Below are 25,571 nucleotides of genomic sequence, written 5' to 3'. Positions count from 1 at the left end.
TCACTTAACTCTCCTGCCAGATCTCCCGATAGTGTCTGTCTTCCAGCCACTGGGTAAAGTAAGTATCAAACAAACTCTCCCAGTCGCCCAGCGTGATGTCATAGCGCTCGGTCAGTGCGATGAAGTTGTCCTTATCGTAGGGGTCCATCGGCATAAAATACGCTTCAAACAGATATTCGTCGTAACCGGGGCGTGATGACAATAAGCCCTGCATAATGACCTGATCTTTGCCTTCCCGCTGGGCCGCGTAGGCTTCACAGGCACGAATGAACTCCGCTTTATCCGTGTGGGTAAAGCGCAGGCCCCGCTCAGCGGCAAAGTCATAGAAGGTTGCGATGCTCAGTGGCGCTGGGTTTGCCACGTGATAGACCTGGTTGCGTTTTTGCGGGTCACTCATGCCTGCAACGATACATGTGGCCGCGCGGTCAACCGGAATGATATCCAGCATGTACGGGCTTTCAGTTGGGCGTACCTCTATGCTGAGCATCATTTTCAGGATGCGGTGGAAGACATCATCCGTGTTGCCAATGCCACTTGTTGATGAGCCTGAGATTTCCGAAAAGCGGTAAACCGTGTAGGGCACACCTATGAGTGATGCCTGACGAATGTTTTCTTCCTGCACCCATTTTGACTGTCCGTACCCGCTGCACAGTAAGGCCGCTTCGTCTGTTGGAATAAAGGATTCTCGCGGGTTGACTGAAAAGTGCGAGTCTTTTATCTGGGTGCTGGCCGTGGTGCTGGAGACAAAGTGGATCATCTTCAGCGTGTCCGTGCAGCACAGTTTGAGCAGGGCATTGGTACCAGCCACCGACTTTTTAAAGGCAAAGTAGGGCTGGATATGGTTCACATATGACGCCGTATGCACCACATGCTGGATGTCCCGGCACAGTCGTGTCCAGTGCTCGTCGGATACGCCTAAGCGGGATTGCTCCATATCACCCGGGACAGGCACAATACGATCCAGGTCCAGAGTCTGCGCATACTGTTTGGCATTATCGGCAATCCGGCTGCGTGCCTGCTCAACGGAGCTGGCACGCACCAGGCAGTATATCTTTGCTTCGGTGGTGGCCAACAGCTCTGCCAGCAGGTGACCGCCTAAAAAGCCGGTTGCACCAGTGAGCAGCACATGACGGGCATCACCCTCATAGGCATGCGTGATTTCATCGGGCAGTGTCGGCAGATCAATGCCCGCATCGACGATAAACTCAGGCAATGACGCATCGTCATCAGATTGAGTCTGGCCATGGGCCTTGTCGATTTCGTCGATCAGCGCCTGGATGGTATTCATGTTCTTAAAGGCGTCGGCCTGAATATCAATATTGAGGCGGGTTTTGAGCTGCTGGAAGGTTTTTAGCAATGAGATGGAGTCGAAGCCATAATCATACAGATCGCAATTCAGATCCAGCTCGTCGGGAGCGATCCCCAGTACCTGGCCAACAATGCTCACCACGGTAGCGGCGATATCCCCAGACGCGTCAGGTACCTCATCTGTTCCGTGCTCAAGGCGGGGTTGCGTCAGGCGTTTACGCTGTAACAGTGCCGCAGTGTTGTGCATGATACGCTCCGGCTCTGTGGTGCAGATGGTAGCCAGGGTACTGCGCCCGGCGCTAAGTAATTTAGGCAGCTGCGCAAAGGCATCCGACATCTGGATTAACTGGTAGCCTTTTTTCTCGGCAAAGCTGTTCTCGATGCTTTTTAGCGGGTCATCTGAATGCCAGTAGCCCCAGTTAATTGCCAGGGTCTGACCATGGCGCTGCTGCACCTCAACCATTTGGTTCCGGGCTCGGGCAAAGGCGTTCTGAAAGCCATTGGCGTATGAATACGACAGATGATTCAGGCTGCCAAACACGGCCATGGAAGAGAACAGCACAAAAAAGTCCAGCTCGTAGCTGCTCAACAGGGCATCCAGCTGCTGAGTGCCTTGCACTTTGACCTGCATCGAGCGGGCGAAGTCGGCCCAGTCGTTTTCTTCTTCCGTGTAGGTGGTGCCCAGGTGGAACACGCCGTTGAGCTGTAATGCCTTGTCGCTCAGTAAGGCACTGAGTTGTTCCAGTTGTTGGCCGTCGGCAATATCACACGCCAGGTAATGCACTGTGCCATTGCCCACGTCTCTGAGTTGGGTTAGTTGTGGCTGCACTGCTTGCTCATCGCGTCTGCCCAGTAAAATGAGGGTCGCATCGCAGTCTTCCAGCAAACGCTGGCTCAGCGCCATGCCCAGTTCGCCCAGCGCACCGGCGAGCAGATAGGTGCCACCGCGACGTATTTCATACTCAGATTGTGCCGTGTCGTTTGCGTCTGGCAGTTGCGTCAGTTGTAGCGCAAATCGCGCACCATCGCGGTATTGCACCTGATTCGGTTGGTGCTCAGCGGTGCTCAGTAGTGTGCAGGCAAACTCTTGTAGCAACATGTCGCTCAGGCAATCAGTCTCACCAAGCTGCTCTAGCAAAGTCCAGCTATGTTGTGGATTGCGCAGGTTGTAGCAACGCAGCAGGGCACTCAGGTCGTCCCGGGTTTCTGTTTGCGGATCGGTCTGGGTGCCATAAAACAGCTGCATTGCGTGATTGTCATAACGGGCGGTCAGTTGCATCAGCTCGAACAGAGGTTTTATTTGTTGCTCAGGTTCAGACAACGAGCCTGAGCCCAGGACAAAAGTGGTATCCGGCAGATTTTCCGGATCCAGCGCTGAGTTGTCTAGCTGATCAAAGCACAGCGAAGTTATCTTACTGCCTGTTGTTTGCAGCTGTGCACGGAGTGTTGCCTGTTGCGCCTGAGTGTCTGATACCAGCAGAATGTGTCTGTGTGCCAGCTGTGCATTCAGCGATGCCTGCCAGTCCTCAGGCAGATTGAGTGCCGCTGGTTGAAATTGGTTGTCGAGCAGCAGCCAGGGATTTGTTTGTTCAGTCTCAACCGCTTTTTTGCTGATAAAAGATGTCCCAGGCAGGTGCAGTTTTGGCAAAGCAGTTGGGTAAAGCGGTTGCCAGCTCGCGACTTTGCCGGATTGCCACAGACGCACTATGGCTGCATATTCTTTGGTTTGATGCAAAGTCAGCAACTGCTCTGCTGTTAGCTGCTCGCTGATGTTATGGCTAACTTTTTGGGCTTGTTCAGGCATGGCCTCACCCAGGGCTATGCACAGCTCGCTCAGTGAGGACACCACCCAGCCGAGTCTGTACGCCTGAGCGGTGCGGCCCAGTGCTAAGGTCGCGGCCAGCTGTGCCAGTACCTCAGGCGTGTCAGGTAAAGTCGCGATGTGGTTGGCAAGCTCCGCAACTTTTTGTCCCAGCGCCGCTTTGCTGGTGGCTGAGAGCACCACCATCGCCGGGGTGTCTGGCTGAGCTGAGTGTGGCGCTGTGATGTTCGGCTGATACTCTTCGAGTACCACATGGGCATTCACGCCACTTATCCCAAAGGCACTGACGGCTGCCCGGCGGGGGGTATCGCCGTGCTCCCAGGGCTGCGCCTGAGTTTGTACCGTGAGCGGCGTCCCCTCGAGCGCCAGATAGGGGTTAAGTGCCTGCACATGGAGCGACGGCACCAGAGTCTGATGCTTAAGTTGCAAAACAACCTTGATGAGACCTGCGATACCGGCGGCAATTTCGGTATGGCCTATGTTACTTTTCACTGAGCCCAGCGCACACTGCGTCGGCCACTGATGCGCATTAAAGGCTGCTTTGAGCGCATCGAGTTCAACCGGATCGCCGAGTGTGGTGCCGGTGCCATGGCATTCGATGTAGCTGAGTGTAGCCGGGTCGATGTTGGCGTTGCGCCAGGCTTTGTCCAGCAGCTGAGTTTGTGCCCGGGCGTTTGGTACGGTAAAGCCCTGTGATTTTCCGCCATGATTAACCGCCGACCCCAGCAAAGTGGCGTAAATGGCGTCCTGATCGCGCTCGGCTGCCGAGCGCTTTTTCAGCATGATCATGCCAACGCCCTCACCCCGAACGATACCATCTGCATCGGCTGCAAAGGTTTTGCATCGCCCGTCCGGCGACAGTGCACCTATCTCCTGCATGGCCACAGAGGCGGTGGGGGTGTCTATGATATTGACGCCGCCAACAATGGCTTGCTCACACTCACCCATACGAATGGCTGCCATGGCCTTGTGTACGGCAACCAGCGATGATGAACAGGTGGTATCTACCCCTTCGCTCGGGCCGTGCAGGTCGAGGAAGTAGCTCATGCGGTTCGGCGCGAATGCGGGGGAGGTGATCAGCCCTTCGTGATACCCGGACTGACAGCCAATAAATAACCCGGTGCTGGTGCCTGCCAGCGATTTGGGATCGTATCCGGCATTCTCAATACACTGCCAGACATGCATCATCAGCAGGCTTTCTTGTAACTGAATGCGCTCGCACTCTGCCGGGGCAATATTGAAGAATAAGGGATCGAACTCGGTGTCGCGTCGCAGGCGGCCCAGCCAGTTAATTTCGCCGGGCCAGCTGAGCTCGCTGTTTTGCGGCTGTGGCCAGTCGTGGCGGGTCACACAGTCTTTGCCTGTGCTCAGATTGTGCCAGAATTCGTCGAGGTCACTCGCTTTGGGGAAGGCGGCACTGATCCCAACAATGGCGATTGCTTCATCGTTTGACGCATTTACAGGAGCTCGTTCTGCTTCTGTATCCGTTGAGCTTGTTTGCGACTCGTTATTCGTGGCGATCAGCGTATCGCCATATTCGGCGATAATATGGGCTCTGAGGCTGTTCAGGGTCGAGTGCATAAACAGCACACTGGGTGACAGCTCAAGCTGATAGCGACTATTGAGCTGATTGATAAAGGTAATGAAGGCGATGGAATCCGCGCCAAATTCGCCCAGATCGGTATCTCCGTCCAGTGTATCCGGTTGCACGCCGAGTAAAGCCGCCACCATAGTGTTCAGCTGCTCTGTCAGCGCAGCGTCAAGTGCTGCTTCACTGGTAAACTGGGCTGCTGGTGTTGCAATGGCGGAAGCGTTTTGCTGCTCAATGGCTGGCTCTGTTGGGATGTATTGCACCAACGTCTGAGGCTGTTGTAGTGCCCGGTAAAATGCATCGATGCCACTGTTAGTAGGCATCGCAGTATCTGTGTGGGTAAACTGCGCACTGCGCTGCATACCGCCGTCTTGCCAGAAAGGCCAGTCAATACTGGCGCTCAGGCCGTGACGCTCACCACGGGCAACCCGGATATGACGTTGCTGCATATAGCTGTCGAGAAACGCATTGGCCGTGGCATAGTCACACTGAGAGGCTGCGCCGTGTACACCACTGAGCCCGGCAAAGCAGGCAAAGAAGTTTAGCGGCAGATCCGCTGTGGCTTCATCCAGCGCCACCACGCCCGTGACTTTAGGAGCCAGCACTTGCGCAAAGGAGGTCGGAGTTTTGTTGCACAGCAGGGTATCCTGCACGATGCCGGCCGCATGGATCACACCATGGAGTGTGCCAAATTCGCGTACTATGTCCCGTACCAGCAGCAGGACATTCATCTTCTGTGCAACATCCAGTTGTCGATAAACCAGTTTAATCTGATCTTGTCTGAGGTTGCGCAGTTGTGCCTGTACCTGAGCGTCGTCAGCGGCTCTGCGACCTGTGATTATCACGGTGGTGGCAAACGGCAAAGTGGCAAGTTCGGCGATAAAGTGGTGGCCAATGCCCCCGAGCCCCCCGGTGATCAGATACACGCCATCAGGTTGCCACGGACTGACCGGACTGGCATCGCACAGTGGCTGGTAGTCCAGTACTGTGCGGGTGCTACCCTCATAGGCGATGATAGAGTCAGGCGCGTTGCGGTTATCGCTCAGCAGGGTTTGCAACGCATCAATGGTCAATGTTGGATCGACGAGCAGCAGTTGTGTGCGCAGCATCGGGTGTTCAATGCTGGCGGTTTTTAGTAAGCCATGCAGGCAGCTGTTGAGGTTAGCCAACGGCTCGGTTTGGGTGTTGCCTATCACTAGCTGTAGCAGGGTCGGTTGCCTGGTTTTCGCAAGTGGCTGCACTATGTTGAGCAGCTGGGTCGCATAATCATTGAGCTGCTGCTCTGGTGCGTAATGACTTGAGCTAAGTGATTGAGTGATGGCGCCTGCGACCTCAAAGTCAGGCAGGTCACACAGCACCACACAGTGTGACGCCGTGCTGTCTGGCGCTGCGGTACTACTGTCTGTGTTCACCGGCTGAGTGTGCCACTTGGGTACACTTAGTGTGCACGCGACCGGGTCTTCTGTCTGAGCCTGACTCAGGCCGAGCGTATAAGGCTTCAGATCAAAAGGATAAGTCGGCAGACTTAGCTTGCTTACCTGCTCTCCCTGATACAGAAAGTCCCAGTTTTGAAAGCCAGTGTCCAGCCAGTAACTCAGAATAGCCTGATAGTTGCCCTGTGCCAGCCAGCTGGCCGGTGTACCAACGGGAACTGGGTTCAAAGGTGCTTGTTCACTCCTTGCCAGATAATTCGTCAACTGGGTTTTAAGCTCGTTCAGAGAAGACACCACAAAGCCTGCGCGATGCGCCATCACCTGGCGACCGGTTTGCAAGGTGTAGGCCAGGCTGACTCTCAGCGCATCATCGCACAGGGTACCCTCAAGCCAGTTCAGCAGCTCACTGACCTGACGTTGCAGTACCTCAGGGGTCGTAGCTGATAGCACGACGATGGAAGGCAAGTTGCTCAACGTGCTTTGACTAGGTTGCACCGGTGCTTCTTCCAAAATGGCGTGGGCATTGGTGCCACCAATACCGAATGAGCTGACCGCAGCCCGCCTTGGCAACAGAGGCGTTTCCCACAGGCGAGTGCTGTCAACAATGTAGAATGGAGAGCTGGCCAGGTCGAGGTGTGGATTCGGTTCGTTGTAGTGCAAGGTGCCGGGTAGCAGCTTGTGGTGCAGTGACAAGCTGGTTTTCACCAGTCCGGTAAGCCCTGCCAGGGTGTCTGTGTGGCCCAGATTCGATTTTACGGCACCCAGCCCACAGTATTGTTTATCATCGCTATGCTGCTGATAAACCTGTTGCAGCGCAGCAAATTCAATGGGGTCACCCAGTGCAGTGCCAGTGCCATGGGCTTCGACATAACTGATACTTGCCGGTGAAACATCGGCGCTTTGTAGTGCCTGGGTGATCACCTGCATCTGGCCTTCGGTGCCCGGGGCAAAGAAACCCGCCTTGTTTTTACCATCGTTGTTCACCTTCACCGCCTTAATCAGGCTGTAAATGTGATCGCTATCCTGGGTTGCCTCATCGGCCCGTTTGAGCACCACCACAGAGACGCCATTGCCGCCTATCATGCCATCGGCTTGGGCATCAAAGACTTTGCAGCGCGCATCGGGGGCAAAGTTGAGGCCTTTTTCTATTTTGTATCCTGTGGTGCGCTGCGGGAATAAACAGGCAGCGCCGACAATGGCATAGTCAATTTCACCGGCTTTGAGCGCCGAGCAGGCCAGTGCCAGTGCGCTCAGGGATGAGGAACAATTGGAATGCACAAACAGGCTCGGGCCGGTCAGACCGAGATGATAGGAAATACTGGTTGGCAGCGTGCCTGGCTGATTCAGCGTTGACGCAACATAGTCTTCGGCGTTAAGGAAAAATTCCCCGTTGCTGAACTTGTCATGCAGGTTAAGATCGGTCAGATCGCCGCCAGAGGCGGAAATATACACGCCGGTATTGGGGATCTGATCGTTGCGATAACCAGCATCTTCAACCGCTTTCCAGGCATGCAGCAATAGCTGTCGCTGTGCATAGCTCATGGTACGAGCTTGTTTTTCAGAGAGATTAAAAAAGCCGGGATCGAATGCATCCTGACCCTCTACCCAGGTATCGAGCCAGATCATAGCTGCGTCTGACTCGGCGCGCTGACTATGGCGAACAAAGTTTTTGCCTTCAATGAGGTTTTGCCAGAATGTCTGCGCGTCCTGAGAGTCCGGGTAATGACAGGACAAACCTATCATGGCAATGGCCTGATTGGCGGTTGTCGGCTTTACAGGATAGACCGGCTCTGGCGCGCGTACAGGCGCTGCAATTGGAGTGGTGACTTTGGTCGATAAATAATCGCACTGGGCATTAATGGTGCTGTACTGAAACACTTCCGTCAGCGGCAGATCGATATTGAACCTGGTGCTCAGTTTGGTGGCCAGTACATTGGCCAGCAGGGAATTGCCCCCGACCGTGAAAAAGGGCGCATCCGGCGCAACCTGATCCACTTCCAGCACATCACACCAGACGGCTGAGATCTCAGCCTGCAAATCTTGCACTGTGGGGGTCGCTGCACTGTGGCTTACCTCCATGGCTGAGCGCCCGGCCTGCGCTGTGTGTGAGTTAAACGGCAACTGGCTGAGCAGCGCCTGTTTATCGACTTTGCCATTGTTGGTCAGAGGCAGCGCGGGCACTGAGACAAAATACGCCGGCACCATGTATTCGGGCACAACCTTTAATAACTCGGCACGAATGGTTTCATCGGAAAGCGGCACCTGGGTGACCAGGTAGGCCACCAGCACTTCACCATGGCGTTTGCTGGCAGCCAGCACGCAGGCATCGTCAATAGCCGGGTTGGTCAGCAGGGCATGCTGTACTTCGCCCAGCTCAATACGGTGTCCACGGATCTGAACCTGATCGTCGCAGCGGCCCAGATATTCATACTGGCCCTGCGCATTAAGGCGCGCCAGATCGCCGGTACGATAGAGGCGCTCCTTGCTTTGCCCGGCGAGCGGATTAGGGATAAAGCGCTCTGCGGTCAGCACTGCTCTTTGATGATAACCCCGACTGACGCCACAGCCTCCAACATACAATTCGCCGGGCTGACCCGCAGCGACAGGGTTGTGTTGTTCATCTAGCAAGTAAAGGCGGTAACCCGGCAGTGGCTGGCCTATGATGCTTTTCCCCGGGTTTTGTTCGACCAAGTCGCGGGTGATAAGCATCTCGGTGACATGCACTGTGGTTTCCGTGATGCCATACATGTTGACCAGTCTGGGTAACGGCTGCGCTGCTTCAAACCAGGGGGTGAGTTTACTCAGCTCCAGTGCTTCACCGCCAAAAATCACGGTGCGCAGAGAATGCGTCAGCGCCGGTTGCGCCAGCAAATGTGTCATCAGCGGATAAAACGCCGATGGTGTCTGATTTAAGATGCTTATCTGGTTATCGTGAATAAAGCGCGCGAACGCAGCGCTGTCTTTTTTGCACGCGTCATCCACAATTACTAGTTTGCCGCCATGCGCCAGCGCGCCCCAGATCTCCCACACCGAGAAATCAAATGCAAACGAATGGAACAGGCACCAAGTATCCTGGGCATTAAAACCAAACCCTGGCTGGGTGTTGCTAAGCAATGCAGTAATGTTGTGATGTTCAACCAGCACGCCTTTGGGCTGACCTGTAGAGCCCGAGGTATAAATAATATAGGCCAGCGCCTGAGGTGCCAGAGGTATCCCCGGGGCAGTGACGGGCGCCATAGCGCTGCTTTGCAGGCAGTCACTGAGGCGGTACGCCTGACTGTGCGCGACAGGCGGCGTCAGATCGTCGCTTATCAGTATCAGTGCTGGATCGGCATCGGCCAGAATAAAGCGTGCTCTGTCCTCTGGTGAGTTAGGGTCTACTGGCACGTAGGCGCTACCGGTTTTCAGCACCGCCAGCATGGCAACTATCATCTCCACACCCGGGCGCAATACCAGGGCAATTCGGCTGCCGGGCCGCGCACCTCTGGCAATTAAAGTATGGGCCAGCTGGTTGGCCTGCTGCTCCAGTGCCTGATAACTCAGCGTGGCACCGGCAAACGAGACCGCCGTCTGGGTCGGGTGCTGTGCGGCCTGTAAGGTGAAGCTGTCAACTAAAGTAGCGGATTTTGCGCTCGGTGTTTGTGGCTGACGCTGGCCGCCAGGTGGCAAGTCACCGCGCAGCAGTACGTCTTCCAGCAGCTGCAGATAGTTATCTGCCAGGGTTTGTACGGTATGGCGCTCATAAGTGCGGGTCGCAAATTTAAAGGCCAGCTGATGGGTACCACCCAGCGGGGTAACCTCCAGGCTTAGGTCCAGTTCGGCATCTTGCTGGAATTCCTGCCACAGTGCGCCCAGTAGCGCCTGATTGTCTTCTACCCAGTCGGCCTGAATAAAATTATGACAGGCATAGCCAATCTGAAACAGCGGGTGAGTACCCGGTGTACGCGGGGCATTGACGGCACTGAGTAGCTCAGACAAGGGCAGGGCGCTGTGACTGATCACGGCGTCCAGTTGTGTCTGATTAGCCCGGGCCTGACCGACAAAATCTATGCTGTTAGTACGTGTCAGTGGCAGTGGCAATTGATTGACAAACAGGCCCAGTGACTGCGCCATACTGGCTTTGGGTCGTTGCATCACCGGCGTACCCAGTATCAGCTCACTGCGACCAGTGAGACGGCTCAGTAATGCCTGAAACACGGTTAAGAAAAACACTGAGGTGCTAAGCTTGTGACGGGTTAAAAACTGCTCGAGTTGCTGCTCTGTGCTGACTGGCAAGCTGAGCGTCACGCGCGCACTGCTTGGCTCGTCCGGGCAGATCTCCGTCGTGCGCTTACCGGGTAAGGTCAGCGGTGCGTGCGTAGGGTTCAGAGACTGCTGCCAGAATTGTTTCAGCGTCTCAGCACTTGGGCTGGCTAGCAGCTGTTGCTCCCAGTCAAGGTAGTCGAAAAAGCCCTGGTCGGGCGCTGCCGCTGGGATGCCTTCATGATAGGCCTGCCACAGCTGAGACAACAGCTGGGTGGCGGAGACCCCGTCAATGATCAGATGGTGCAGCACAATCACCATCACATGCCGTGACTGAGCGCCCGACGCCACTTGCCAGGCAGTTGCGCGCAGCAGTGGGCCTGACAGATCAAAAGGCGTCGCAATGGTTTGTTGTATTGCATCAATCAGGGCAGCCTGAGAGGTCGGTGCCAAAGACGTTTGTTCAATCCGGATTGCATCAGGGTGGATCTGTTGAGTGGGTCGACCGTCTGTTTCGTGAATACGCAGACGCAGCACAGGATGGCGCTGGCAGAGGCTGTCTAGTGCTTGCTGCATAAGGGCAACGTCCAGGCTGGCAAGCTCGAAAACCAACGGGATATTGTAGCTGCACAGCGCCGGGTTTTGCTTGTGCAGCAGCCACAGACCCTGCTGGGCTTTTGACAGCGGCAGTGATCCTAAAGGCGTTTGTCGGGTTACCGGATCCTCGTGTGTAACCTTTACTGCGGCGATATTGGGTTGCTGTTTAACAAGGTAAGCATGCAGCTGGTTGAGGGTTTTCACCTCAAATAACAATGCTGGTGGCAGGGCGTCCAGGCCAAGTTGAGGATCGGCCTCAAGCTGCTGTACCACGGACATCAGCATAATGGAATCAAAGCCCATATCCCGGAAGTCGAGGTCGCTGTCGAGCTCTTCCACCGGCAGTTTACTGACTTGCGCCACCACGGCTTTAAGGTGGTCCATTAAAGCGCTATCACTCAGCGTGGTTGCGCCCTGTGGCGGGGTGCTCGGAGTTTGAATCCTGGTTTGTGGGGTTATCCAGCGTGTGAGCTTGCCCGGATTACCGTATAAAAAGCACTGCTGTGTATGCGGCTCGCTAAACAACTGGTAGAAGGCCTTCAGGCCCAGCTCATCAGGCATGGCGGCAAGGCCCTGCGAGCGCAGCAAATTCTGCTTAACGGCGTCCATTTGCATGCCACCTTGTGCCCACAGCGGCCAGTTTACGGACAGGCTCAAACCATGGCGCTGACCTTGTTCACCCCATTGCTGGCGCTTGATCATATAGGCATCCATGAAGGCATTAGCGGTGGCATAATCGGCCTGACCCGGGTTACCAAAGCACGCAGCAATGGATGAAAAGCAGATAAAGAAATCCAGCGGTAATGCTTTGCTGGCCTCATCCAGTGCCATCACTCCGGATACTTTGGGTGCCAGCACGCGCTGGACCGCCTGCGGAGTTTTGCTTGCAATCAGTTGATCGTCAATCACACCGGCGCTGTGCAAAACCCCGGTCAGAGCACCGTGTTGCGCTGCAATAAGTTTAAGCAGCTCAGTGCACTGGGTTTGAGTGCTGATATCAGTTTGGTAATAATGAATTCGACTTGTATCTCCCAGGTCGCTGAGCGACTCAGGTGCGGTGCGACGGCCCGTGATAATAACCTGAGCATGGCGAGTATGGGCCAGGATCTCTTTGACGAAGCTCTGGCCGAGCTGGCCAAGGCCACCCGTGATTAGATACAGGCCATTTTCTTTCCATGGCATCAAAGTGGGCACATCGCTGTGTTGTGGCGTCAGTGTTTGTATCTCGCACTGACCCTGAGTAAAACGCAGCACTTTGTGCTGGGTATACTGGCTTACCTGCGCAAGTTGTGCTGCATATTGTGCAGGCGTATCGCTTTGTACCAGCTGAATATTCAGTAAATGATGCTCCAGTGCGGCGGTTTTCAGCACCCCAGCCAGCGCCATCAACAGAGGTTCACTCGCAGGCACGAGTAGCTGGATAAGTAAAGGCTCGGTGGTGCTGGCAAGCTGTTTGATGTGCGCTATCAGGGCGAGGGTTAGTGCCTCAATACGCTGTGCTGTGTCACCCGATGTATCTTGCAGCACAATGGCATTTGGCATGTCGTTGTGTGGTGCCACAGCGATGACCTGGCGTTTACCAGACCAGCTTGCCTGTGAAGTCACATCCAGTGGTTGCCATTGTGGGGTGAGGTGCAACAGCGAATCTTCTGTGACCACTGTTGGGGCCGGTTGTGGATTCACTTGTGTGAGTTTGGGTGCCCCGCTGAGCCAGTATGGAGTGCTGGCAAACGGATACGTCGGCAGGCGCAGTAAGGTCGGCTGAGCTGGGTAAAATGCAGACCAGTCGAGTTCGGCACCGACCACCCATAAAGCGAGTAGCTTGCTGAGCTCACCGGCTTGCGTCCAGCGGTTAAAATCGTCTTTATCCAGCGCCGCTAAAATGGCTTTGCCTTGTTTACTGTTGCCCTGTTTATAGGTGCCAGCTTGTTGATTAGCAAAGTCACTTAGTTGGGTGTGCACCTGTGTCAGCGAGTGGGCAACAAAAGCCATACGACAGTCCATGGCATCGCGCGCGATTTGCAGCGTATAAGCCAGCGCCTCCAGTGCGCTGTCATCCAGTTGCGCCTGCGCGAGCCAGTCCGTTAGTTTGCGGGCTTTGTCACGCAGCACTTCGGGAGATTTGGCTGATAGTGCAATGATCACCGGCTTAGCGCTGCCTGCTCGCACAGTGGTTTCTGTCGGCTGATATTCTTCAAGGATCAGGTGGGCATTGGTACCACTGAAACCAAATGAGCTGACACCAGCGCGACGTGGCTGGTCATCCGGCACAGTCCAGGGCTGCGTATCCTGGGCGACATAAAACGGCGTATCCTGCCAGTCGATATGGCTGTTGCCCTGCTGATAATGCAGCGAAGCAGGAATGGTTTTGTGCTGCATGGCCAGCACGGTTTTGATCACACCGGCGACGCCTGCGGCGGTCAGGCAGTGGCCGATGTTGGTTTTGACCGAGCCCAGTGCACAGAACTGGCTGCGCTGGGTCGCTGTACGAAATGCCCGGGTCAGGGCCTGAAATTCAATGGGGTCACCGAGCTTAGTCCCGGTGCCATGGGCCTCAATCAGGCTAAGGGAGTCCGGGGCGATATCAAATTGCTCATATATACGGCTATGTAACTGCTGCTGAGAAACCGAACTGGGTGCCGTGATCCCGCTGGTGGTGCCGTCCTGGTTGGTGGCTGAAGCTAAAATAACCCCCAGAATATGATCGCCATCACGCTCGGCATCGCTCAGGCGTTTTAATACCACCACACCGACACCTTCTCCTGGCACAAAGCCATTGGCTCTGTCATCAAAAGTATAGCAAGTGCCGTCGGCACTGAGCATGCCCGCCTTGCCGGCATGTTGTGAAAACTGTGACGTGCATAAGGTGGTAACGCCCCCAGCCAATGCTGCGTCTATTTCGCCGTTTTTCAGCGCCTGACAGGCACTGTGCATGGCTACCAGTGACGACGAGCAGGCAGTGTCTATGGCCAGTGCTGGCCCTTTCAGGTTCAGATAATAAGAAACCCGTGCCGGGATCACTGAACCAGCATTGCCCCAGAACAATTGCGCGGGGGCATCCTGAGGTGCCAGCGAGGCGTAGTCGCCCTGCGCACAGCCCAGATAAACGCCGGTATTGCTGCCCGCAGCCCGGGTGATCATATTAGCGTCTTCCAGCGCCCGGTAGGCTTCTTGCAAAAACAGTCGCTGCTGCGGATCCATCACCTCAGCTTCTTGCGGTGTGATGGAGAAAAACGGCGCGTCAAAGCTGGCGATGTCATCCAGCAAGCTGGCGTAGCGACACCAATTTTGTGCCTCGGGTGACAAGTTGCTCAGGTCCCAACGTTGCTGCGCACGTACCGAGGTGCGTTTGTTGCTCAGCATTTCCCAGAACTCGTCGACATTGCTGGCATCACCAAACTGACCACTCATGCCCACGATGGCAATTTTGTCCATTGCGTTTTGACTGGGATTATTAACCGGTTTCACTTTATCCGTAGCTGTTTGAACCGATACAGGTGGAGCCTGTTGCGCAGTCGCCATGGCTGGCTGCGCTTTGTGCATGAGAGCCGTTGCCTTATCGCTGTGCTCAGCCACTATGTGTACGCTCAGCGTTGCGATGGAGGGAAAGTCGAACAACAAGGTGGGTGGCAGGCTCAGAGTAAAGCGAGCGTTGATCTCATCGAGGATCTGAATGGCCAGGATCGAATCCACGCCGTAATCGGCAAATGAGTCATCCGGGTCTAATTCATCCGCTGTCATGCTTAGCGCCTGGCTGGCGATCCCCGAGAGGGTTTGGGCAACGAAGTCGCTCAGGGTTGCGCTGTCTGCTGCAGGCTGCGAGTCGGTCGGTGTTTGTTCGGGCTGTTGCATTGCTGTATTGGGGTTTGAAATTAGTGTTTCTTGCTGAACCGGTTTTGGACGTTGCTGTACTAACCGGCCATTACTTTGCGCGCACAGCACTTGCTGCGGCGATTGAGCGTCTGTGGCAGAGGTTGCAAGAGTAAAGCCATTGCTGCTTAATAACTGCTGCCAGCGCGGCTGCGACAATAAAGGTGAGCCTGGCAAGCGCAGCGTGGTGTCTTTGCTCAGCCACCAGCCTTCGAGCAGGCCAAAGGTCAGCTGAGTAAACAGCGATGGCTGAGTGACTTCGTTGATCAACAGCAGGCCACCGCGCTTCAGGCAGGCCTTGGCGTTATTCAGTGTACTCAGCATGTCGGCGGTGGCGTGCAGCACATTGGTGGCAATCACCACGTCATAGCTGGCTAAGTCAATTTGTTGTTCCGAAAGTGGCTTGCTGACGTCAAAATAGGCGGTCTGTACAAAAGGATAGTCTGGCTGAAATTGTGCTTTGGCATGGCTGAAAAAGGCCTGCGATAAGTCGGTGTAAGCGTATTCAGTGACATTAAAATTGCGTAATTCGGGCAGCACTGTGCGCGTGGTGCCGCCGGTACCTGCACCAATCTCCAGGATCCGCACGGGTTGTTCACCCAGGCTGCTCAGGTAGTGGGTAAGCTGAGTAACCAGTGCCTGGTTGGCGTGCATGGCCACCGGGTTATCCCGGTATACTGATTCAACCAGAGCCAGTGAGCCGCCGGGAAACAGCACATCAGTGGCTTTACGCTGGCCGGATAAAATTTCGGGCAGTGCCGCCAGTGCGGCGTTGAGCAGTGCATAATCTTCCTGAGCCAGCACAGTCTGCTCGGCTGGAGGCCCCGGCAGAGTGAGCTCGTCGTCTTGTAGTAAACCGGCCTCGCTCAGGTAGCGTGCGGTTTCCTGCCACCATAATGCAAAATAGTCTGGCAAGTCTGATAGCACCTCGGTGCGCTCAGCCGGATGTTGCCAGCCTGCACTAATCAGCGCCTGACACAGCGTATAAAGTATCTCGGTGTCAGCGGATTGAGTATCGAGCGCCAGCGCCGGCGCGGCCAGTTCAGGCTGGAATGCGTTATAGCGACATTCTGAAGAATAACTGCTGCGCACCAGCGCCGCTTGTGCTCGCTCTGGTGTCATTTTCACCACGCCCACCTGCGTCAGCGAAGAGGACATGAACTTTGCCAGCGCCGTCATGCCTGCTTGCGCGTCGATAGAGCCAATCCCGGCCTGGCGCATCTTACGCTGATAAAACGGGTCACTGACCCGGCCAACGTCGCCCCAGTAACCCCAGTTAACCACCTTAATGGGCAGTTCAGCACTGGCCGAGCGGGCCAGACTATCCAGATACTGACAGCCCGCAGCGTAATTACTTTGGCCAGGAGCAGGCGAGAAAGATTGCATTGAAGAGAACAGCAGTACAAAGTCGAGCGACTGATCTTTACACACGCTAAGCAGGGTTTCACCACTGGTCTGTTTGGCCTGATAAGCTCTCAGGAACTGAGCGTCGTCCATGTTGGCCAGGCTCTGATCTTCCAGGTGTAAGACGGAATGCACCACGCCATGGAGTTGCCCATAGTCTTGCTTAATGGTGTACATTACGTCTTTCATGGCCGCTTCATCGCAGGCATCGGCCTGAATATAATGCGGTGCAGGGCCTAATTCCCCCAGTCGGTTGATAGCCTGCTCAATGTCTTCATTCAGCGCGCGGCGACCAACCCAGACAATTTGTGCCTGATGCTGGCGGATCATCCATTCACTCCAGACCTGACCCAGACCCCCTGCGCCGCCCAGCACCAGATAGACGCCATCCTGGCGATAGGCTGACTTACCTGAATCCAGGTAGGTATGTTCGCAGGCGCTGAAGTGATGCCAAATATCGTCGCGGTGCGCATAGAAGCCCGCTGGCAAGCGCGTCGCCTGTTGCCAGTGGTTTGTCTCTTCTTTGCATTCAGCACTCAAGTCGACAACGCGAACTTGCCAGCGAGGGTATTCCTGAGCCACGCTTTGCAGCAACCCAATCAGCCCGGCGCCGCGTGCATCGACGGTTTCGTCATGCACTTGCTGTGTCTGGAAGGTGAGCAAAGTGATGGCCAGCGGCTCTGTGCCTTTACCTTGTTCGATCAGGGTTTTGAGGTGAGTAAACAGTGTAAGTGGATCTGCGTACTCGTCTTTGGCGACCCACAACAGGTGATCAGCAGGTTGCGCCGAGTCCGTACACCAAGCTGGCTTAAGTGACGCAGGCCCCTGATAATCAAAGTTGCTTTGAGTCGTTTCAGCTGACGGCGGTGCTGTCAGGTGCTGCCAGCCAGGGAGTACCGTAAACAGCTGGGTCGCATCGGCATCGTGCGCCATTGAGCGGGTCGAAAAGCCACGCAGATGCACATACACCACACCTTGTTCATCGCACAGAACCACATCAAATCTCTGGCTGCTGGCATCTGCATGGGTATGTTGGGTCGCACAGACTATCAAGGTTTTATCAGACGGGAGTGGCGCGAGTAATTCAGCCTGCTCCAGTGCAAAGGGTAGTCCCGGCTGGGCTTTCTCTGCAAAGCCCAACAATGTATGCAGGGCACTGTCGAGTTGCTCTGGCGCAAAGGCAAAATCCGGGGCGTTTATCGGGGCCAGTGTGCCTTGTGCCTTTTGACCCGCAACACATAATGTCGTCAGGCGCTGAAACGCCGGGCCATAGTTCACGCCTGCTGCGCTAAATTGTTGATATAACTCAGTGGTCGCGACTGTGTGGGAGTCAGACAGCGCGGTAATGTCTTGTGTTGTGACGCTGTGCTCAGTGACCTCTGCCTGACCGCTGGCATATACCTGACGAACATCGTTTGCTTCACGCCATAACTCAAATGTCACCCGGTCACCGGTTTGTTTTAGCGACAAATAAACGGGGCTGCTCTGCGCGTCGATGGTCACAGGTCTGAGCCAGCTCACCTGGCTCAGTCGCAGTGACTGACTATCCGTTAGCTGGCCAGACAAGGTCATGGCCGCATGCACCATTTCAAGTGTACAGACGCCGGGCAGCAAGGCCTGCCCCTGTACCTGATGGTCACGTAAAAAGGGCTCATTCCCCGTAAAGTCACTGGCAAAGAGCAGCTCGCCCAGTGCCGGCATACTACGATGCAGCAGTGGGTGTAAATGTGAGGGCTGTGCTTCGTCTTCTGCAGCGAGCCAGTAAGGTTTATGCTCAAATGGATAGGCAGGCAAACTGATCCGTTGTGGGCTGAGGTCGCTATAGCTGGTTTGCCAGTCGATGACATCGCCCCGTACCCAGCCGGTTATGCGTGCATCGAGTGTATCGTGTGTGACTTCGACCTGCTCTGTAGTGGCGGCAACTTTGCTATAGTGCCAGTCACCAGCTTCACCTGAAACAAACTTGCTCAGTTGCGCTTTGAGGGAGGCCAGCGAGTCCGCTGCAAATCCCATTCGATGTTTCATCGACTCCCGGCCCACTGTGAGCGTATAACTTAAATCCTGCAGCTCAACCGAGTTATCCGATCCAAGAGAGGCAAGCAAATCTGCGGCACGCTGCGTGAGGGCGGTTCGGGTCCTGGCCGACAGCACGATCGGCAGGGCGGTGTCTAACGCTGGGCGCTCTGGGTTGAGGCGTTTTGGTGATTCTAAGATCACATGGGCATTTACCCCGGCAAAGCCAAATGAAGATATCCCGGCAAGGCGCTGCTCGCCCGGCCAGGGCATACATTCGGTCGCTAACTTAAACGGCGATTTCTCCAGAGAGATTTTCGGATTAAGCGTCGCAAAGTTTTGCAGCGGCGGCACCTGTTCATGCTCAAAGGCCAGCAAGGTTTTGATCACTCCGGCAATACCTGCAGCCGACTCTAAATGGCCGATATTGGTTTTCACGGTGCTGAGATAGCAAGGTGCACCGGGCGTTTTCTGTTTACTGGCGCGAAAGGCGCGCTTCAGGCCCTGGATCTCTAGTGGGTCGCCCAGTACGGTGCCGGTGCCATGTAATTCGACAAAGCCAATCTGATCAGAGCCAAGCTGGGCATTGTCGATGGCCTGCTGGATCACCCGCGACTGCGAAAATGGGTTCGGTGAGGTCAGAGTATTGGTTTTACCTGAGTGTCCCACAGCGCTGCCTTTGATGATGCCATAGATGGTCGCATTTAGCGTTTTGGCAGTCTCTACCGGCAGCAACAACACCATGCCAACGCCTTCGCCACGAACATAGCCATCGGCCTCGGCATCCAGGGTTTTGCAGCGCCCCTGAGGTGACAGCACGCCCAGCTTACTAAAGCTGACATAGCGGTTTTTGGTGATCAGTAAGTTGACGCCACCAACCAGCGCCGCACTGATCTCGCCGGAGCGAAAGTCATTCATAGCTTTGTGAATGGCCACCAAAGACGAAGAGCAGGCAGTATCGACGGTTTCACTCGGCCCCTGGAAATTAAAATAGTGCGAGATGCGGTTGGCAAACACACCGGTCGACATACCGGTCAGAAAGTGCGGGTCGATATTACCGGTCGAAAACTCCTGGTAGTCGGTGTTGCTGCACCCCAGATAGACACCTGTAGCGGTATTTTTAAACTGCGATGGCCTGAGGCCCGCATCTTCAAAGCAGGCCCAGGCCAGCTCCATGCTCAGGCGCTGCTGGGGATCCATACTCTGCGCTTCTTTGGGTGAGATAGCAAAAAAACCGGCATCAAACCCGGCGATATCGCCAATAAATCCCCCCCATTTGCTGATGCTCTTTTGTGCGTTTTTACCAGGCCTTGGGTCGTAGTATTTTTTCCAGTCCCAACGTTCAACGGGCACTTCGCTGATACTGCTGATTTTATGACTGAGGTTGTGCCAGAACTGATGTTTGTTATCGGCGCCCGGAAAACGCAGAGACAGGCCGACGATGGCAATATCCGGTGTCTTGTCTGGCTGAGTGGGAGTCTGCGGGTTGTGTTTGCTTGTCATGGTCTGTCTCGATAAACGTCTAGTCGGGCTGCGCGGACGCTGTTGCTTGAGCGTTGCGCGGGTCTTTCTCAATCGGGCAGCCACCTGGATACCGTGGCTGCCACTGGGTTACTTCTCGTAAATGGTGTTGTTGATCACCAGCACATCAATGCCTGACATCAGGAACACCGCCAGCATGTCCTCAACGGAATGGACAATGGGCTTACCCATGATGTTAAAGCTGGTGTTTAGTAGCACCGGCACGCCAGTGATTTCACGGAAACTGTCGATTAGTTTGTAGTATGGCGCGTTCCATTCCTTTTTCACGCTTTGCAGGCGACCTGTGTTGTCGACATGCACTACGCCTGGGACTTTATCGCGCACCGCTTCTTTAAACACCAAAGTACGCTCCATGTATGGAGATTCCTGGTAATCCTCAAAGTACTCGTCGCCATATTCATGCAGGATCGACGGTGCAAACGGGCGGAATTCTTCGCGGAACTTAACCCGGGCGTTCACGGTGTCTTTAATGTCCACCAGACATGGGTTGGCGAGGATTGAGCGGTTGCCCAAAGAGCGTGGACCAAACTCAGCACGACCTTGCGCCCAGCCGATGATCTTCCCCTGAGCCAGGAATTCTGCGGTTTTCTTGTATACGTCTTCGCCGTAGTCGGTGGCCTTTAGGTGGCTGTAACGGTGCAGTTTATCCAGTGACTTTTGCTTCACTTCTGAGCCGGTGTAGGGGCTCTGAATTTGCGTAGAAGGCTGCCAGCTTGGGTTATCCTGCTGGTAGCACAACAAGGCGGCACCAATGGCATTGCCATCATCTGCCGGGGCGGATGGCACAAAGATGTTGTCAAATTTGGATTTCGCCAGCGCGGTGCCCATAAAGGAGGAGTTCAGTGCGCAGCCGCCGGAAATTGCGAGGTTTTTCGACGGGGCATGCTCGTAGATGGCATCGATCAGATCCATAAAGATTTCGCTGAATACCAGTTGTCCGGTGTAGGCAAAATCTTTGTAGGCTTCGATGGATTCGCCCGGCTCGCGCGCCATGGCTTTGATCTCTTTCATGATGGCATTAAGGTTTTTCGGTACCACGAAGTTGCCGTTTTTCACCTGCAAAGAGGCGCGCAGTAGATCATAAATCTTCTGATCTTTTTTACCATAAGGCGCCAGGCCCATCACCTTCCATTCTTCGCCCTTGAGTGGATCGAAGCCCAGGTTTTCACAAATAATGGTGTAAAACAGGCCCAGACTTTTGAACGAGCGCTTTACCTTGATGGGTGCAGGTGTGATCTTGCCATCTTTGTAGGTGAAGTAGTCGATGCTGCTTTTCTCACCCATGCCGTCTACCACCAGGCACGACGCTTCGCTGAATGGGCTGTTAAAACAGGCATTGGCGGCATGTGTGAGGTGGTGATCGAAATAGCGTACTTCAGTGGGCTTTTTATTGCGGTAGTTACCCACGATAAAGTTGCGGCATGAGGCTTCAAAAAAGCGTGACAAGGTGCGTCCCGCAGCTGCCTGTGAGGCTCTGGCAAAGTAGAACTGATCCTTGATATCGCGGGTGTTCACGTCGATATTAAACGAGAAAGTCTCGAGTATGCTCAGCACCACATTTTCAAGAATGTTGGTACTTTTCTCGCGGCCTTTGCTCCAGGTTTTTGCGATCACCAGCTCGGTGCAGTCACTGCAATAGGTTTTAAGCACTTCCTCGATGTAATAGGGGTTATCCGGCAGGCAGTACAGACCACGTTTGTAGCCCAGAAAACGCTCGGCGTCTTCGGCAAAAATCACGTCACCCTGCTGATTGACAATCGCAATGGCAGGATCATGAAAGGAGGTGGCAAGGCCAATATAGTATTTCATCGTTTCAGTCCAAAAGTTGGGTCGTTATTCTGTGTCCGGCCTGTGCCGGGGCATAATCTTGTCTTTAGTTACAGCGGTGTGGCTTCGTCGAGTGCGATATAGCCCTGAACACCTTCGACATACACCGCGGGGCGGTGACCGAACAACAGCATAGCTGGGGTCCGTGTGCGCAAGGGCTCGCCAAGATGAGCGACTCTGATCTGAGTGCCAACACCATGGGACTGGTTCCAGCGTTCTATTTGTTGTGCTGTAGGGTCCGTCAATGTCGTGGTCTTAGCTGCATTAGATGCAGGCAAGCTGGCTGCTTGCTGCTTAATCTCAGCTACCAATTTGGTGAGGATTTTCTTTGGTCCCAGTTCGACAAAAGTCATGTCACCCTGAGCCAGCAGATAGGCAATGCTGTCAGTCCAGCGCACGGAACCGGTAAGCTGGGCGATTAGCTGCGACTGGATAGTGTGATCCTGGTAGGGCCGTGCACTGACATTGGCAATCACCGGCACGCTGGGCGCTTTGAATTCAACCTCTGCCACGCAGCGTGCAAAGTCAGCCTGTACACCGGCCATATAGCGAGAGTGAAATGCGCCGCTGGTGTTGAGCCTAATAAACCGTCCTCCGGCCAGCTCAATGGCTTGTTGTGCGCGACTGATGTCGTTATTTAGGCCTGACAGTACGCTTTGCTTAGGGCTGTTCAGATTGGCAATGTCCAGTGTTTCCAGTTGATGCTCTGTCAGACAGGTTCTGATCGTGGCTTCGTCTAACGCCAGCACCGCGGCCATCGCGCCACCGTCTACCTGACTCATTAGGGCACCTCGTTGTTGTACCAGTCGCAGGCCATCTTCAAAAGACACTGCGCCGGCAGCAAATAGCGCAGTGTATTCGCCCAAACTGTGCCCGGCCATAAAATCTGCAGGGATCGGGTCGCGCTGCTGATGGGCCAAAAACGCTAGGGCACTGACCACATACAGGGCAGGCTGAGTGTACTCGGTCTGGTTCAGCTGGTTATGTGGGTCGTCAAGACATAAGGTTTTAATGCAGTAACCCAGAATCTCACTGGCTGTCTGGGTTTGCTCGGGAAACAACTCAAACCAGGCTTTACCCATGCCAACGTATTGTGCGCCTTGTCCGGGAAATAAATAACTTTTCATTTTTGCCTCGTCTGTATGGTTAATCGACGTGTTCAGGGGCCAGCCAGAGGCGGGTCCGGGTCGTCAGCAGGGCGGCGGTAGCCGTCATGAGCTGCTGGGCAATATCGGCGACATGGCGCTGCTGCCAGGATTCAAGTGCTGTGCCTTTGACCCACTGATTAAATGCCCCCAGTGCAGGTCCGGTATGAACCTGAAAATTGACCCGCTCCTGCGTCTCTCCTGCAAATGCCAGCTTCATTGAGTGGGCAAAATACCAGCGAAATACGCGCGCCATCTTGTATTTAGGTTCCTGCTCTGCGCGCGTTACTTCCGCACTGCGTCCTTGCTGATGTAAGTACTGACTGGTCTCTTGCCAGATTTGATTAAAGGTCTTTTTAAACACCTTGTTTTCAAGTTGACTACGCTGCACCGTAGGGATGGCATCCAGAGAGGGATAGTGCTGATAAAGCTGATACAGCTTTTGTGCCCGGGCTGGAAAAAATACGCCTTTTTTCAGTACCTGTACTTTGGCACCCAGTTCAAACATATCTCCGGCAGGGGCATAGTCGGTGTCCTGAACATTAATGTCTTGCAACAGGGTTTTTACTGCCGCAGAGGTGTCGGCTTCGACCGTGCATTGGTTAATTGAACCGGTCAGGATAAAGTCCGCCCCCATCATAAACGCGGCTGCGGCGGAGGTCGGCGTACCAATGCCACCGGCCAGCCCAACCCGGGGCGCAGTGTTGAATTGATACTGCGCACTGAGTGTGTCGCGCAACTGTTGCATGGCAGGCAGCAGCACCGCTGGCATTCCTTGATCGGTATGACCGCCGGAGTCAGCCTCTACACACAGGTCGTCACACATGGCAATGTGTTTACTCAACTCGGCCTGCTCTAAAGTGATGTGTTTCTTTGCCAGCAATTGGGCAACGATATTGTCCGGGGCCGGGCTTAAAAACACACTGGCGACTTCGGGGCGTGACACTTTGGCCATCAGCTTATTGGCCGACACTATCTGGCCCTGCTCATTTCGCGTCAGACCACGCAGGCGATACAGCACCAATGCCGGGGTAATGCGAATAAAGGCTGCGGCTTCCAGACAACGAACCTGGCGTTTCAGACACAGTTCTACCAGGGCCAGTTCTTGCTCTGGGCGAGTCAGGTTGCAGACTAGGTTGAGACCAAAGCTCTGTTCCTCTGTGAGCGTGTTTTGTATTTCATTTAGCGCATGCTCAACGACATCAACAGACAAGCCACCTGAGCCAAAAAAGCTTAATAAGCCCGCTTGTGCCATGGCAATCACCAGTGTTGATGAGGCGATGCCCCGATACATACCGCCGCTGACATACGCATATTTAACGCCATAGTCAGCTCTGAACGAAGTGGCGCCCAGCTGCTGAGGGGTAATGGCTGGAAACGGGTCCGGGCTGGCGTCGTCTGAGAGTGTGTGTATCAAGAGTCAATGCCTAGTCATGATAATTACATCGAACCGTAATACATAATTATGAAAACATAATGGAGAAGCAGGGGAGGTTGGAGGAGTCTAAATTATCACCTAAGGAATAGGGTATTTATCATTGTCTATTTGTATTGAATAGTGAAACAAATGACTTTAAAGTACATTTTCTTTATAAGTTAAGGATTTAACTATGAGCTCTTATCGGACTTTACTATCACTCGCTGTACTTAGCGGCAGCGCTTTTGCGGATCAGGCATCGACACAATTCGATGGCACCTACTTACTCAATATGGATAACCATCACAATGGTGTACTGGTCAATGAGCTGACCTTTGATTTTACGATGCAGGGATTTAGCAGACACTTTATCGCCGCGACAGAGAACAAAATTCTGTCTGGCTCCACTAGCTCGAATGGCACCAGTATTCGTTTTGAAGTGAGCGATCTAGTATCAGGTCAGAGTCAATATTTTTCTGGCCACCGGGGTACATCAGGACATTATCAGGGCAGCTGGCACAGTGACGATGGCGGTGCGGGGGACTGGGGCATGGCGAATGCGGCTGATGAAGCATTCAGAACCTGCCAGCAAATTTTGGATGCCGGTGTCAGCAATGGTGATGGCGTGTATCAGATTGTCGATGATAACGACGAACCACTCTCAGTGTACTGTGATATGACCACCCACGGTGGCGGCTGGACATTGGTTGGAAGTTACCCAAATACGGAGCCGGGGGGCAAAGCCCGCATTTCAGATTACGGTACAGTCCCTGAAACTAATCCTCTTGCACCGACTAAGTTGTGGTTGTATCAGGGCGATTTAAGCCGTTTTGCGGATGCACGAGAGCAAATAGCTTGTCCAGTGGGAGCCGGTTGTAATAACAATAAAAATGCCTTTGCTGACAACCTGACAATGCAAGAGCTAGATCTGATCCGGTTTTCATGGGGCTTCCTTGACCGAGGTGATTACATGAAAGAGCTGAGAGAGATCCCAAGCTGTCGCACCGATTATGATGACGCCAGTACGGCTAAAGTCGGCTGTGTGAATCCAGACTATCTGGCCTGGGATGATGATGTGTATCGCAGCAACTATCAGGTGGGCTGGCAGATTGACCTCTATGGTACGACGCATTGTTGGGTTGCCCGCGGCAGTTACAACTCGGATAAGTTGGGTTCAACCTCCTGTCTTTCGCGCGTTGAGCCGAATAAATCTACCTTTGCATTACTTTGGATGCGGTAGAAGCAAGTAAAGTGGGGTGAAGTAATTTGCCTCATTCTTACCGTTAGACATGACTTTATGGATAAACGAGCCTATTGGCTGCGCCGTCAGACTCTTTCTTTTTAAAGAGTCTGTTACCCT

General features: G+C 54.3%; 5 protein-coding genes. 1 reads left to right on the top strand and 4 read right to left on the bottom strand.

The genetic code is table 11. From position 1 onward, the window contains the following. Positions 1-4 precede the first annotated feature (4 nt). The 4 genes from CWC22_RS15955 to CWC22_RS15940 form a co-directional block, all read right to left on the bottom strand. The gene (locus CWC22_RS15955; RefSeq protein WP_138538752.1) at positions 5-19,783 is read right to left on the bottom strand and encodes a non-ribosomal peptide synthetase; all 19,779 of its coding nucleotides are present in this window, start codon (positions 19,781-19,783) and stop codon (positions 5-7) included. Between the two features lie 108 nt (positions 19,784-19,891). Next, complete coding sequence (locus CWC22_RS15950) at positions 19,892-21,631, bottom strand: carbamoyltransferase (protein WP_010384070.1); 1,740 nt, start codon at positions 21,629-21,631, stop codon at positions 19,892-19,894. A gap of 68 nt (positions 21,632-21,699) precedes the next feature. Continuing rightward, a complete protein-coding gene (gene fabD, locus CWC22_RS15945; protein ID WP_138538753.1) occupies positions 21,700-22,776 on the bottom strand; it encodes an ACP S-malonyltransferase in 1,077 nt (358 codons plus the stop codon). Positions 22,777-22,795: 19 nt separating this feature from the next. Further along, positions 22,796-24,211 carry a PfaD family polyunsaturated fatty acid/polyketide biosynthesis protein gene (locus CWC22_RS15940; protein ID WP_138538754.1) on the bottom strand — a complete coding sequence of 472 codons (1,416 nt, stop codon included), beginning with the start codon at positions 24,209-24,211 and terminating at the stop codon, positions 22,796-22,798. Positions 24,212-24,404: 193 nt separating this feature from the next. Here CWC22_RS15940 and CWC22_RS15935 point away from each other — a divergent pair, with 193 nt between their 5' ends. Then, complete coding sequence (locus tag CWC22_RS15935; protein ID WP_138538755.1) at positions 24,405-25,451, top strand: fibrinogen-like YCDxxxxGGGW domain-containing protein; 1,047 nt, start codon at positions 24,405-24,407, stop codon at positions 25,449-25,451. Positions 25,452-25,571 lie beyond the last annotated feature (120 nt).

It is taken from the genome of Pseudoalteromonas rubra, from assembly GCF_005886805.2.
In the GTDB taxonomy this organism is placed as follows: domain Bacteria; phylum Pseudomonadota; class Gammaproteobacteria; order Enterobacterales; family Alteromonadaceae; genus Pseudoalteromonas; species Pseudoalteromonas rubra_D.
Note: the sequence above shows the minus strand (reverse complement) of the source record. Positions and strands in the feature narration are given on the sequence as shown.

Bases quoted from the DNA above. Each gene is read 5' to 3' on its own strand.
- CWC22_RS15955 (WP_138538752.1), bottom strand. From the start codon at position 19,783: ATGACAAGCAAACACAACCCGCAGACTCCCACTCAGCCAGACAAGACA.
- CWC22_RS15950 (WP_010384070.1), bottom strand. From the start codon at position 21,631: ATGAAATACTATATTGGCCTTGCCACCTCCTTTCATGATCCTGCCATT.
- fabD (WP_138538753.1), bottom strand. From the start codon at position 22,776: ATGAAAAGTTATTTATTTCCCGGACAAGGCGCACAATACGTTGGCATG.
- CWC22_RS15935 (WP_138538755.1), top strand. From the start codon at position 24,405: ATGAGCTCTTATCGGACTTTACTATCACTCGCTGTACTTAGCGGCAGC.